11 protein-coding genes and 1 pseudogene are annotated in these 14,205 nt (G+C 54.8%); all 12 read right to left on the bottom strand.

The genetic code is table 11. The features are described 5' to 3' along the window. Positions 1 to 51 precede the first annotated feature (51 nt). Positions 52 to 363 (bottom strand): annotated as a pseudogene (locus tag AC3WWH_RS14340) (IS66 family transposase); the annotation flags it as partial. Between the two features lie 45 nt (positions 364 to 408). Next, positions 409 to 762 (bottom strand): IS66 family insertion sequence element accessory protein TnpB, encoded by a 354-nt coding sequence (tnpB, locus tag AC3WWH_RS14335; protein WP_492377098.1) that lies wholly within the window; start codon positions 760 to 762, stop codon positions 409 to 411. Beyond that, entirely contained in the window at positions 759 to 1,130 is a 372-nt protein-coding gene (gene tnpA, locus AC3WWH_RS14330; RefSeq protein ID WP_113515400.1) for an IS66-like element accessory protein TnpA, read from the bottom strand. Before tnpA ends, tnpB begins: the two co-directional genes overlap by 4 nt. A gap of 965 nt (positions 1,131 to 2,095) precedes the next feature. Continuing rightward, entirely contained in the window at positions 2,096 to 3,544 is a 1,449-nt protein-coding gene (locus AC3WWH_RS14325) for a polysaccharide pyruvyl transferase family protein (RefSeq protein ID WP_492377097.1), read from the bottom strand. Between the two features lie 14 nt (positions 3,545 to 3,558). Beyond that, positions 3,559 to 6,420, bottom strand: coding sequence for a glycosyltransferase (locus tag AC3WWH_RS14320; RefSeq protein ID WP_492377096.1), 2,862 nt, complete (start codon positions 6,418 to 6,420; stop codon positions 3,559 to 3,561). 297 nt (positions 6,421 to 6,717) lie between these two features. Further along, positions 6,718 to 7,590, bottom strand: a complete 873-nt coding sequence (gene rfbA / locus AC3WWH_RS14315) for a glucose-1-phosphate thymidylyltransferase RfbA (RefSeq protein WP_492377095.1) — start codon at positions 7,588 to 7,590, stop codon at positions 6,718 to 6,720. A 10-nt stretch (positions 7,591 to 7,600) separates the two neighbouring features. Next, positions 7,601 to 8,491 (bottom strand): dTDP-4-dehydrorhamnose reductase, encoded by an 891-nt coding sequence (gene rfbD, locus AC3WWH_RS14310; RefSeq protein ID WP_492377109.1) that lies wholly within the window; start codon positions 8,489 to 8,491, stop codon positions 7,601 to 7,603. A gap of 2 nt (positions 8,492 to 8,493) precedes the next feature. Beyond that, complete coding sequence (gene rfbB / locus AC3WWH_RS14305; protein ID WP_492377094.1) at positions 8,494 to 9,549, bottom strand: dTDP-glucose 4,6-dehydratase; 1,056 nt, start codon at positions 9,547 to 9,549, stop codon at positions 8,494 to 8,496. A gap of 18 nt (positions 9,550 to 9,567) precedes the next feature. After that, the gene (rfbC, locus tag AC3WWH_RS14300; protein ID WP_492377093.1) at positions 9,568 to 10,140 is read right to left on the bottom strand and encodes a dTDP-4-dehydrorhamnose 3,5-epimerase; all 573 of its coding nucleotides are present in this window, start codon (positions 10,138 to 10,140) and stop codon (positions 9,568 to 9,570) included. Between the two features lie 68 nt (positions 10,141 to 10,208). Beyond that, complete coding sequence (locus tag AC3WWH_RS14295; protein WP_492377092.1) at positions 10,209 to 11,207, bottom strand: hypothetical protein; 999 nt, start codon at positions 11,205 to 11,207, stop codon at positions 10,209 to 10,211. 92 nt (positions 11,208 to 11,299) lie between these two features. After that, entirely contained in the window at positions 11,300 to 13,234 is a 1,935-nt protein-coding gene (locus AC3WWH_RS14290) for a glycosyltransferase family 2 protein (protein WP_492377108.1), read from the bottom strand. 88 nt (positions 13,235 to 13,322) lie between these two features. Continuing rightward, the gene (locus tag AC3WWH_RS14285; RefSeq protein ID WP_492377091.1) at positions 13,323 to 14,135 is read right to left on the bottom strand and encodes a sterol desaturase family protein; all 813 of its coding nucleotides are present in this window, start codon (positions 14,133 to 14,135) and stop codon (positions 13,323 to 13,325) included. Between the last annotated feature and the right edge of the window lie 70 nt (positions 14,136 to 14,205).

Genomic DNA, 14,205 nt, shown 5'->3' with positions numbered 1-14,205 from the left:
TGAGCTCATTTGACGGCCCGTAGATCAACCTCAGATCGCTGCAACTGAAAAAGCCATGGGGCGTGGACGTCGCATACATTCCATCTGGTCGATCAGGCGCGCGGTGCGCTCGGAACGCTTTCCGCGAAGCTCCCGCCTCAGCTTTTCGATCGCCAGCTCCAGTTTGGCGATCAACGCCTCGCTGTCGGACAACATCGCCTGCGCATTGGCGGCTTGCGCCACCGCGATGTCTCGCTCGGCGACGACGGTATCGCGCTCGGCAACAACGACGTCACGTTCAGCCTGTAACATCTCACGCTCGGAAAGCAGCGCCAGATAGGCGCTCGCAAGGTCCGCAGGAAGATCCACAGGCTTCGAGGTCATGAAGCCAGTCGATCAGATTCATTCAATATTTTCAATGCAATAATGCTATCCGACCCGTGTCGGACGCCAGGTTTCCTGCGGATTGCGCCAGTCGATCCCGGACAACAGATAGGACAATTGCGCCGGTGAGATCGCGACCGCCCCGCCCTCCATGTTCAGCCAGATAAACCGGCCCTTCTCCAGCCGCCGGGTAAAAAGGCAGGCGCCCAGACCATCATGCCAGATGATCTTCAAAATATCCGATCTGCGCCCCCGGAAGACGAAGAGATGCCCTGACAACGGATCATGCTGCAGAACCTCTTGCACCCGAAGCGCCAGAGAGGGAAAGCCACAGCGCATGTCCGTATACCCCGTCGAAAGCCAGACCTTGACCCCTGTTCCCATCGGAAACGGATTCATCGCAGCGCCTCCAGGCCGCGCAGGATCCGAAGCAGCGCTTCAACGTCGACATCGCGGTCCACGATCACACGACGACCGTTGGCGCTGACAACCTCCATCCGGCCGGCGTTCGGCAATGACCCTGCTGCCGGCTCTACCTCTGGAACAAGCAGCGCCGGCACAAAGCCGCCCACAGGCGAAGCAACATCCAGTTGCCACGCTCGTGCGAGCCGGCGCCATTCATATAACTGCGAACGCGATATTCCATGTCGCCGCGCCGTCGTCGCACACAAGCCAGGTTCCGAATAGCTCTCCGCGACAATCTGCAGCTTCATCTCTTTGCTGAAGCGTCGCCGCCGGCCGCAATCGATAATCTCAAGTCGTTCCATTCCGCACTGTCCGTATTGACGTCAATAAGGACAGTCAGTGCCAAATCCGACAATTCCTACAAGGCGGCCCACCTCGGATGCGTACATTAGATGTCGCCCCCTCGAGGCTGTAGGGACTTTTTTTTGGAGCGGGCTAGAGCAGATCCTGCGATCGATGAATCGATTGTGAAGTGACGGCGCAGGCCGAAGCTGATTCAACATCCACTTTGGAGAGGTGGATGATGGCACGAGCCTTGAGCGATGATCTTCGATTGCGGGTATTGAAAGATGCGCTATGGGACGCAGTCGGCGCCTTGCTACCCCGGTTCACCCCTGGAGAATGCGCCAACTACTTCAGAGCTGCAGGATATGACCCGGATTGAACAGGATCTGCTCTAGACGGGACAAACGAATTCGTCGCCCGACTAAAATTTGAAGCGATTCCTCTTCCCGTGCACACGCGCTTCACCTTTCCCTATCGTGAGGGTATTCTAATAAATCATCGAGCAGGGCTAGCTATCATCTTTCCTCTCTCGCATTTTCCGCATCGAAAAGAGAAGGCTCCTATGATTTATGAAGAAGCGATGGCGACGGCTGAGATGGCGCAACACGAAATCCAGACCCTCCTCCACGACTATCTCGTGGCTGGCATAGTCAGCCGGGTGACGACTAGTTCACTCTGCGAGGCGCGGCCCGGAAATTTTCTTGCGGGCGTCAGAGTACATTTGTCCGTGGGAGGCAGGGAAGCGAGGTGCGTCTCTGGGGTAGTCAGAGGTAAAACACATCACCTTTCTTTGGCAGGCATACGCGTCACGATCCAGTCACGGGCATATCAAGGCAACGTATCGCCCTCAGGCAACTCGAAAATGTAAACACAACGTAGGAATTTACTCCGTCTGTGGCATGTTGCACCACTCGCAGCGAAGGCCAAACATTCACGCACCTCAGAAAGTATGTGACGTACCGCTTCACCAAACTGATTGGGCTCAGGGTTCACCAAGCGCTTTACGCAGTCGGGAGTTCTCGTCCTCGAGCCGTTCAATTTGCAGAGCCCGTCGTTCAAGCTCGGGCTCCCACCAATCAACCTTCGTGTCCCAAAGGTCGTCGCTGACCTTCCGAGCTTTCGCTGTCTCTTCCTTCGCATCGTCAATCTTTTGCCGTAACTGCTTGATCTGTGAACCAGCAGCTGCAACCCGGGATCGCTCATGCAGGTAATCACCTCTAACCTTTGAAAGTTTGAATTGTAGATCTCTAAGCTCAAGGTCTTTCCTGATCCCAACATCTTCTACCCTTCTTTTAAGGGTTTCAATTTCAGTTTGCGCCTCAGCCAAGCCCGCTTCGAGTTGCGAAACCTCTTCCTTTAGTAGATCGTTGCTCCGAGAAAGCTCGTTTTTCTCGGCCTCCAAAACCTTGGCTGCTGCTTCTAGTCTATTCAGCTCCGGCTCGAACCAATCTTGTCGCAGCTCCGCCTGAGACTGCAAATCATTGGTAAGCTTTTCAATTTGAGGCTCCCACCATTCGCGCCGGGTTTTCTCATACCAGGCAAGCTTCTTGCGAAAGCCTTCCCAAGACGGTGAAGAAATTGACGTCTCTGAATCGACCTCTGCCTTCCCTTCATCCCCAATAAATTTCACGCCAACCTCCTGATACAACGAATATTCAAAAATTGATTTGTTCTTTCCGTAGGAGTTATCAAACATAGATAAATCCACACCGAGAAGAAATGATAGTATTCCAATATGCAATCTGTTGGTCTTGACCGACGCGTAACTCGCGAGAAACTGCGCAAGTCGAGAGACCGAAGCCTCTGTGAACTCTCGGTCATGCCAAAGGGAGCCGTTTAAGAACAGGGAGAGATCAATGTTTTCGTCTCGATCAGGCGCGAACGTCTGCTCATCGTCCTCGCGAAACGCCATAAGCGTGCCATATGGAGGCGTTCCTTTTTGCGCCTCAATCCATATCGGGTTCAGCGCAAATGCCAAGTCGTGGCAAAGATGCACTCTGGAAGGTGGCATCCCACTGGCCAGAAGTTCATCGTAGGTTGTTCGCTCTCTGGCAAAGATCGTCAACTGATCGGCGTATCTTACAAACTCACTGCCAAAATCCTTGATTGTGCTTGGCAAAATGCACGCTGTCCCACCGCTCTTTAGAAGCTGCAGTAAATAGGAACCGAGTTCATAATAAAGCCCTCTTACCATTCCGCCGCCGCCACCCAGCACCAAATGGTTTCCCGCGTCAGCGATAGATTCACGGCTAAATCGGGCACTGCGGAAGTTGAGGCCCCATTCGTCAAAAAGATGGCTATTGCCTAATGCGATGACGCCGTCACCAAGATTTCCGGAGTTGGGTACATAGGTGGCATCAAGTTCGATCGCTTCATCGAGAGCCTTTCTAAGTGCGACATTTCCCAGAATTTCCCTTCGTTGCCGTTTCACTTGCCCGATCCGCTCTAACTCTTGTTCGCGAAGACATCCGCCACCCGCTTACCGAACGCAGCCCGACTGTGACGCTCCGCGATCAAGGCCCGCGCGGACGCTCCCACGTCGGAAATCGAGGATGCAGCCGAAACCATTTCACGAATAGTGTCGACATAGGCTTGAGCATCAGCATCGTCGTCTCCGGTTGCGTCCACGATCCACCCAGTTTCTCTATGAACAACCGCTTCGGGAATACCTCCAACGTTTGGAGCAACGACGGGCATTCCAGCCGCCATCGCCTCAAGAACGACGTTGGGCAATCCATCGAAGTGGGATGTATAAAGAAATGCTGTGTACCCACTAAGATCAATATCAAAGAAGTTCTTATACGGCCCCAAATAGGTTAAATTAGCACGTGCCTGAATTGAACTCACGTCCTGTCCTGGGTCACAGCGCCCATATACGTCAATTTCCACATTCGGCATTTGTTCCTTCAGCTTATCAGCAATGCGCAAAACTAACTGTGGTCGCTTTTGTGAAGAAATACGTGACGCCCACAGCAGCTTTATTCTGGCCTCTCTAGAAGGCTGTATCCACGCACGCGTAGGCAACTCACATTTTGTGTAGATGCACTGCCAACGCTCTTCGAACGTTGAGAATAACTGACGGTCCGATTCGACCAACGCCTGGTGATCAGAAATGAATCGATGAATATATCCGATATTTTCACTAATTGATTGGAATGCGCTTCCTTCACGCCAAATATCGCCTTGCGACACATACATCTCATCGCAAAAGCGGTAATAGATAACCTCGTTGTCTTGGATCAACCGCCCAAATTTACTCAAGAACCGGTGGGTGTATCCGCTTGCCTTAAGGTGGACACGCATCGCCTTACCCGCGTATTGGATAAGACGCAATGTCACAACATCGATGACATTTTCATCCCCGCCACAGATCTGATGCAGATCAAGGAAATCGGATTTGGGTGGCAACAGGTCGAGCCAGCTATGCGTCTCAAAAGCCTCTCCGCTCAAAAATAAGAAACGCTCTCCCGCGTGGTTTTCAACGAGCTCCTCGAGAAGGGAAAGAATGTACTTTTCCCCACCCCCGGTAGTTAAAAACGGCAGAACTACAACATCAGTATAATCTCGCTGAAGCAACTGAAGGCACGCAGTTCTATACGCTAACCCCATAACGCCTTGCCCATGCAGGTTGGAGAATATACTCGTCAACGGCTCCGGTGAATATCCCACAGCGGGGTCAATCTTGTTGGCGTAGTATGCGCTGGCCTGCGTTGCGGGGTTCTCAAAGAACTCCTCTCTTATGATAGTTACACTTGGAGGAGACCACTCACCATTCGGCACAATATCGCTCCATTCATCGGTAAGCGCTATGAACCTACTCGGCTCCAACAGGCGGTTCGGATGAACAAGGCGTGATGAAGTTGCATTGGCTTCTCGCAGGAGGCTGCCGGCACGCTGCCGATAAAAAAGAGTTGTATTCGGGGCGACGAGTAACGGTATACCCGCTGCAACCAATTCTGAAGTAAAATGCCAATCCTCGTAAGCGTAATCCTTGCGGTGGTCAGCATGCTTATAAGGATGAGCGCGAGCATAATCGGTAGGAATGAAAACGCGAGAAATGTAAGGATGGTAGTCGAAATAGGCTAATGTTGGCACAAACCGACTATCGAAATACTTGCACAAATGGCTCGTGTCTCCAAAAGCCAGTAAGTACTCAGGGAAAACTGCGACATCTCCGCCATGTTTCTGCGCAATGTCAAACAATTCGTAGAACATATTAAACGATATCAAATCGTCCGCATCACATGTCGTAACATATTTACCGTTAGCTACCGCAATCCCAGAGTTGCGAGAAAGCCCAAGCGAGCCGTTGGAAACCTCAATGATTTTAAACGCATCGAAATCCGCGAAACGCTGAGGCTCAGCCCATCTGCGGGTACGATCGTCCGAGTTGTCGAGGACTACAATCAACTCGAACGTCAACTCACTGCGTTGTCGAGCGTACTCCACAGCCTCCACAAGTGAGAGCAACGTCCTTTGAAGGTAGCTTGCTTCGCGATGTACGTTGAGTACAATCGAGACATCAGGGGATTGGGTCGTATTTGTTTGCAATAGATTAGTACGGCGACGCCCCCCCCATGCTGGGCTCGTAATTGAGGGTAACTCGACCCTATTGAGAGCGAGCGGCAGGCGCGGCCCAGGCGCTTGGCGCTTGGCTCGGCCGACTTCCACTTCTCCAAGAATTTGCCCATACACTCGCTCAGGAAGCCGATGGAATGGATCTGAACCTCCTTGAATACGGAGTTCAACAGCGTGAGAGTTTCCGTCGAGCAACTGCGGTGGCAACGGGAATGCGAAGGCGCAGTGACCATCCCCCTTTCCGACCGTTCTTAAATCGGGTCGAAAATCAGCAGCCATGACACTCCCCAGCACACTCCCGCCCTCGGCGAACTCAATGTGCAAACGTTGCTGTGGAACTCCAGGAAGCCAAGCCCATCCAGTAATTTGATGATGCGTCACCGCATCGATATGAAAATCGACCAGTACCGCCAGCTTCATCGGAGGAAGACTGTAGAACGGCTTTTTTGCCCCGCGCACACGGAGATGTAGGGTACGTAACTGCCCATCGCAAATCTCCTCAGGAAATCCAAAGCAAAACGCGTGAGCACCGTCCCCAACTTGCGCGTCCTTTAAGTCTTGCCGAAAATGATTTGCAATTACTGTCCTTACGACCCGTCCCGCCTCAAGGAGTTCTATCTCAATCCTATTCCTCGGGTTTCTCGGCGACCATACCCAGCCTGAAATTTGCCGGCTCGTTGCGACGTCAATACTGAATTTTGTCTTTTGGTAGCCAAAGTTAAATTTCATCAGAAACCCTATTCCCAAAAATCTGCGCAGCCATAAGGGGTAAGGGACCTTCATCCTCACACTCGGACGCGCCCTTCATGAAACAACGCGGCTGGTTTAATATATTGCGCCCGTTGTTTCCACCTGCTGAGCAATTCGCATAGGCTCTAAGAGGACAAAGCCGCCTCCCCCAGAGCGGCCACTCCCCAATCTCCATGCTAAGCAATTTCAAATCACTAGGATCCGCGCGGGAAGCGTTAGCCGGATGCATAAATCAGACTCAGCGAAATGAGAAAGGCATAGCAAGCAACCGTAAAGTCAACTGAACTGCTCAGCAAATTTCAGAATATACTTTCCATATGCGGTTTTCTCATACAATTTCCCAAACTCAATAAGTCTATCTCTAGAAATAAACCCACTTAGATATGCGATCTCCTCTATGCATGCAATATTTGTACCCTGTCGATGCTGTATAACTCGAACAAATTCTGCAGCCTCCAATAAGCTATCGTGAGTACCGGTGTCGAGCCAAGCGAAGCCGCGAGACATTTTTTCTACAAATAATTCCTTACTCTCCATATAAATCCGGTTCAAGTCGGTGATTTCATACTCACCCCGCGAGGACAGTTTCAAGCTTTTTGCGTACTCAATGACCCTATTATCATAGAAATATAATCCCGTTACTGCGAACCGCGATCTCGGCTGATGTGGCTTTTCTTCAAGGGATAACGCCTGGCCGGCAGACGAAAGCTCCACCACTCCATATCGCTCTGGATCTTCGACTTCGTACGCAAACACTGTTGCTCCCGTTTTTCGTGAGCATGCTCTCTCAAGCAACTCACTGAGACCGGCACCAAAGAATATATTGTCTCCAAGGATCAAAGCTACGTTGTCAGATCCAATGAATTCTTCGCCGATTGTGAAAGCCTGAGCTAACCCTTCGGGCCTTGCTTGCAACGCATATGAAATCCGAAGGCCCCAGTTTGAGCCGTCCGCGAAAATACGTTTGTAGCTATCCAAGTGCTCAGCAGAGGATATAATTAATATCTCACGGATCCCCGCCTGCATTAAGACAGACATTGGATAATAGATCATCGGCTTATCGTACACAGGGATAAGTTGCTTGTTGATTGCAAGCGTGGCGGGATGCAATCGCGTACCCGATCCTCCGGCCAGAATGATACCTTTCATTTTAACATCCTTATAGATTCGCGTCGGTCGACAGAAGCCTGAAGACGTCCTCCAACGCCGTTGGCCAGTCTCGCGGCTGAACACCATAGTCGCGTTTCAACTTTTCTGTAGAGAGTTGTGAGTTCCTTGGGCGCCGCGCCGGCGTCGGGTAATCTTCTGTGGCGATCGCCTCAATTTTTGGCACTTTGAAACCTGCCGCTTCCCGCTTGGTAAACAAATCGAGCGCGAATGTGCACCAAGTTGCGGCGCCACTATTGACGAAATGATAGGTGCCCACTGGCGCCTTAAGATCCTCAATCAGACGAACGACAATTTGGCGGACAACCGCCGCGATGTCGGAAGCTGCGGTAGGGCACCCCATCTGGTCGTCAACGACCTTGACCAATTCCCTCTCTTTGCCGAGCCGCAACATGGTCTTGACGAAATTGGAGCCGTGCGCGCTAAAGACCCAGGCGGTCCGTAGAATGACGTGACGAGGATTGCCCGTACGAACCGCCTGTTCGCCCGCTTCCTTGGAAGCGCCGTAAACGCCGAGCGGAGCGACAGGGTCGTCCTCCGTGTAGGGTTCTATTTTCGAACCGTCGAACACGTAGTCAGTCGAAAGGTGAACGAGTGGAATTCCTGCAATTTTAGTCGCCGCAGCAAGTGCTGCAGGGGCCAGTGCGTTAATCTTCCAGGCCGTCAGGACCTCGCTTTCGGCTTTATCGACTGCCGTATAGGCACCACAATTAATAACCGCGTCAAACTCGCCCTGGGATATGTACGTGCCAATACTATCAAAATCCGACAGGTCGAGTTCCTGACGCGTCGGCGCAACCAGCTCTGTGTCGGCGGGCCAGTGGCAGTTGAGGAGCTCGGTTCCCACCTGCCCCATGCCGCCCGTAATCAGAAGCCGCCGCATTTTCATGTGCCCAAGCCTCTTCGCCGGGCGGGCTGGCTCCGATCAAGAATTTCTGACCACCAGTCTCGGTTGTTCAAGTACCAGGCGACAGTCTTCTCAATCCCGCTTTCGAAGCTCTCAACGGGTTCCCAGCCGATCTCATTGCCAATCTTAGTTGAATCGATTGCGTAGCGTTGATCATGCCCGGGTCGATCGGCAACATATGTGATTTGGCTGGCATAGGATTGCCCGTCCCCACGCGGCTGCAGGCGATCCAGGATTTCACAGACGGTCTTCACCACATCGATATTCCGCCGCTCGGATTTGCCGCCCACATTATAGGTTTGGCCGGGGATACCCTTCTCGAAGACGCATTGCAACGCGCGAACATGATCTTCCACGTACAGCCAATCGCGAACATTCGTACCGTTGCCATAAACAGGAAGATGCTCGCCGGCGAGGGCCTTCACGATCATGAGCGGGATGAGTTTTTCAGGGAAGTGATAGGGGCCGTAGTTGTTCGAGCAATTGGTGATCAAAACGGGCAGACCGAATGTGTGGCCCCACGCCGAAACAAGGTGATCCGACCCCGCCTTGGAAGCCGAATAGGGGGAACGGGGATCGTAGGGCGTTGTCTCGGTGAAATAGCCGGTTTCGCCAAGCGAGCCGAAAACTTCGTCCGTCGAAATGTGGTGGAAACGGAACTGAACACGACGCTCGCCCTCGAGCCTGCGCCAGTAGTCTAGCGCTGTTGCCAACATCGTGTACGTGCCAACTACATTCGTCTGAATGAAGGCGCCTGGGCCGTCGATCGATCGGTCGACATGCGATTCTGCGGCGAGATGCGTGATTACGTCGGGCTGGAAGTCCTCAATAGCGACCTTCACCGCACGTTCGTCACAGATGTCGCCCAGCTTAAAACCGTATCGCGGCGAGGCAGCGACTGGGGACAACGAGGTCAGTGTACCCGCATAGGTCAGTTTATCGAAGGTCAAGACCTCGTGTTCGGTATTGTCGATGAGGTGCCGAACCAGAGCCGATCCAATGAAGCCGGCGCCGCCGGTGACGAAAATGCGCATTGTCAGTCCTTCTGAAACTTACACTTCGACCAATTCAAGAGGAACGCCATCGTAACGGAAGGGGCTGTCAAAATCGCGCAGCAGCGGCTGACGCTCGTCCTTTGGGCTCAAGATCGGCTCAGTGCCTTCAGTTAGAGGCCATTCGATGCCGATCTGAGGGTCGCTCCAAAGGAGTCCGCCATCGTTCTCCGGCGAGTAGAGACTGGACACCTTGTAGGTCACTTCAGTCGAGGGTTCCAGTGTCACGAAGCCATGTGCGAATCCCGACGGAATATAAAGTTGCCGCCCATTCTTGGCCGAGAGCTCAGCACCGACCCACTGTCCAAACGTCGGCGAACCACGGCGAATATCGACGGCGACATCAAAGATCCGTCCATGGATACAGCGGACGAGCTTTGCTTGCTCGAATGGCGCTGTCTGAAAATGTAACCCCCTCAACGTCCCAACAGGGACCGAGAGCGAGTGATTGTCCTGAACGAACCGGTCGCTGATCCCGTACGCCGAGAAGGTTCTCTCATTGTAGACTTCGGAGAACCATCCGCGATCGTCACCAAAACGTTTGGGTTGTAGCAACAATATCTTAGACGTCATTCAGGAACGGTCCGCTTTTCCATCATTCGAAGTCGCATTGCGCCTTCAGAGAGCTGGCCAATTGTTTCTCAGGCTTTAAGGGCCTCAAATCCCGTATCTGCTGCCAACGCCATTTGCAAGACGGCCTTATGTGTTGCAATTGCGGTAATGCCGCGCCCTCCAACATCGTCAACGAGCCGAAAGATGATTTCACGCCATTGTCCGGCATCGTAAGGAAGAAGGAATTCGTCGCCCTCTGTGGCATAACCAAAGACCACGCCCTGCGAAAAGATTCCCGCCGCCTTGTATCGCGCCACATCAATGCGTTTCGTAGGTGCACGGCTGTCGTTCACATGTGAAGGTTCCAGCGGAACTAGCATGATATCGATCCGTCGGGCGTTCGCGTCAGCTAGATACTCCCTCCACGGCATCGGCTCGCGGATCTGCACACGTTCGAGCCCCTGCCAGATCGCCTTGGCACGCCGATCCGCAAACACTTCGAACCGAACCTTGGGCCGTTCGCGCAGAACATCTGCAATGATTGGCCTCAGGAAACGATGCTCCTCCAAGTGCACCCCGGTCGCATGATAGGCGATCAAGGCCTCATGGTTTGGCTGATTTTGTCTGTCGCCATGGCATCCCGCCGCCTGCCAAAGCGCCAAGGGCGGCGCCGGCGGCAACACCTCGGCCTTTGCACCCGCCAGACGGGACGCAAGGTGCGGCGTGGAGGCCCAGACGATATCCAAATGCCGGTTCAGGCGGCGGAGTGGCCAAAGTGCCCGGTACCAAAGGAACAACCGATAGAAAAAATCCGCATCCTTACCCGTCACGACGGCAGGGATGTCGTCGTCGAGGAACAGCCCCACTCCGGAGAGAAGTTCCGCATTGCTCTCGATCCAGCGCAGGACGGACGGAGATGCGTAGCGACATATGATGACGAAGGCTCCATCGGCCTCCAGGGTCGGCACTTCGCGGCCGCGGATATCCGCAACCTCATAGGGCGGCATGTCGGGCGCCTGAAGGCGGGCTGCGAGGTAATAGTCAAAGGTTGGGTTCGGTATCCGGCCGAAAACGATGATCCGCTTCACCGGCTGCCTCGGGCCACCCGTGGCACCCTCCCGTAGCCGCGGTTGAGGCAGCCGCCGCTCGATCCAGTGGGCCAGCCGTTCACGCACGCTGCTCAAGCGCTCGACCTCGCATTAACATCTCTAGGATGTGCCTCGAGAGCGAATTCTTCGGCAATGAGCGAGAGGTTCGGATTGTAGTATGGATCGGCTTTCAACGTGTCGCTCCAACGCTGATGCATGGTTCGCTCCTCGCGCGCAAAGCGCTGAAGCTTCTGCGGCGTATCGTCGGCGCCACGCGAGACGCTCTCTCTATGCAACATAGCCGCCTCCGGCGTCCAGACAATACGGAAACCTGCTTCCCGTAGTTTCAGGCAGTAGTCCACATCGTTGAACGCGACCGTCAGATTCTGCTCGTCCATGCCGCCAAGCCGGTGCCATAGATCCTTGCGTGTCAATAGACAGGCCGCGGTCACGGCCGACATATCACGACGTTGGCTCAGAAGCCCTTTGTCACCGTGGCCCTTCGGGTCAAGAAAGTGAAAGCTGTGTCGTGCGACTGTTCCGGCACCGAGCGTCACACCCCCATGCTGGACGAAGCCATCGGGAAACAGCAGCAAATTTCCTGCGGCGCCGACCGTCGGATCATCGAGCTCGCCTGCCAGGCACTCGAGCCAATGGCAATCAATCGGCTCAACATCATTGTTCAACAAGAGGATGAGGTCGTGCCGGGCGGCATGGACGCCAATGTTGCAGGCACGGGAAAAGTTGAAAGCTCCGGGAAGTGGTATCCGACGGATAAAGCCTGACTGCTCATATTGCGAGAACAAGGCCAGAGTCGCTGGTTCGGCGCTATCATTGTCGATGACGATGACGTCAAGATCCGCCGGGGCTGTGTTCTCGAAGAGACCTTTCAGACAGGCCTCAAGCAAGTCGGCCCTATCGCGCGTCGGAATGATGACACTGACTGCCGGGCGTTCCCGTTTCGGCTGAACAATCGTCTCGCGATGGTCGCGCCGGCGGCACGATGGTCCTCGATGCAACAGAACTCTCGGCAGATGCATAATCATTCCGGACGACACCTGAGCCATCGCGAGAACAATTTCGGTGGTGGAAGCGCTTTGCAGAGAAACGCCATCGGGGATGGAGGCCAAGCGAAGAACGGCGCCTTCCAGGGGAAGCCATCCCGAGCGAGCGAGTGGCTCATTCCAGGCTGGCTTGAAGAAGGGGGTAACACGCACGCCGCGGGCGTCGATATGATCTTCGTCGCAGTAAACGACCGCGACATCTGTAGAGAATGCAAACGAACGCGCCAATCGCTCCAGCGCCTTTGGGGCGACGCGCATTCCTGCCGGAAGCCGCAGCCATAACAGATCGTCGGTCGCCTCGCCTCGCTCCAGCAACCGGTCGATCTCTGCCGCGGACGCTTCCTGAAAGTCTCGCCATGTCTGGGTTTCGAGCGACTGCCTGGTCTCCACGACGGCGGCCACATCGATGCCTTCGATCGAAACGAGGATCCGTGGCCTTCGCGGCCACCCGCGCGCATCGTCTCCCGTCTCGCTCGCCTCCGCCAGCGCTTGGGCGTCCACCCAATCGCGATAGTCTGGGGCGGAAAGGGCGTCGCATTGCCGAACGAACCGAAACTCGGCTCCCTTTCTGTTACCCACGAGGAACAGCCTGATAATCTGCAGGAACGCCAGGGTCCGCCGGAATGCGATCAGGAGTGCCGCCTCGGCGAGAGTCAGACGTCGGATCTTGATCTGCGGTTCAGTGCTTGCTGAGTCGTTTGCAGTCGCGACGTCGGGCACCAAAGCCACTGCATCAAGCTGCACGGGTGTCCACCCGTAGAAGCGCCCCCGCCCTCGCCCGTCCATCAGGAACGAACGGAAGACCGTATGGGGCGTCCGGTCTCGGCGTTTGAAGGCAAGCTGTGGGCGGCGGCCAAGCCGGTTGTCGGGATCGCAGACCGAAAGCGTAATCGGTCGATCTGCGTAATGCGCCGGGCCACGCCTCAACGCGACCTCAATTTCATCCTGCGATGGCTCGACCATCTGCTCCAATCCATCACCGCCTGACGGGTATTCAATTCTCAGTCGAGCCATTGCCATCGCAGAAAAATGGATTGGAACGCAAGCCGCCTCAGTCGGCAGCAGAGGTCTCAGCCGCTCCCGTCACCGTGGACGCCTTCCGCAGATTGAGCGCCGGTGCCTCCCCTTCAAACGCCTCCACACGCCGATCATAATTCGGCGCGACAGTTCCCATTACCCGGTCCCAGAATGAGAAGTAGTTCGCGTAATTGTATTTGAACTCGGCGTGGTGCTGGTCGTGATAGGTGGTGCAAAGCATCGGCGAGGGATACCGCGCCGTTCGTGAGGCGAAGTATTCGAAGCCGGCGTGGCCGAAGGTGCCGTTGATCTGGTCGAACAGCCGGTGCGCCAAGAGAATGATCGGCGGGAACGGGACGAGGAAGACGACCACCGCGTAATAGCCCTGAGACAGCGCCGTATCCACGAGGCCGATGGAATCGTTGCTCCAGGCCGTGGGCGCGACGCTGCGGTGGTGGAGCACGTGGTATTTGTAGAAAAGCTTCGTGTGCAGCAGGCGATGGGCGAAATAGAACCAGGCGTCGAAGAGCACCATGCAAAGTACGAAGAGCGGAACGGCCGTCCACCAGCTGAAGGACCAGGGCGAGAACAAGGTCCAGCCCTGATACTGGGCAAAGAGACCGATCGCCACGGACGTGCAGGTGACGAGGATCGAGGCCATGCTCTGGCGGATCTCGATGGCCTTGCGCTTCTCGCCGCGCCGCCCCTTCTGGATGCGGCGGTCGGGGTTGCGGTCGTTGAGCCAGGTGATGCCGTAGCCCAAGATGAAATACAACAGCACGGTCGCCGCATAGATCGCGGCAAGCAAGGCAACAAAGGTGAGACTGTCCTGGATAAGGGCGCTCAAATCGGTATCCGTCGCGGAGATAAGTTGAATTGGTGCGTGGACTATACCAACCGCCCTCTCCGGCGCAAGT

It is taken from the genome of Ensifer sp. EB106-03-01-XG145, assembly GCF_058792075.1.
This window is presented reverse-complemented; position numbering and strand designations above follow the sequence as displayed.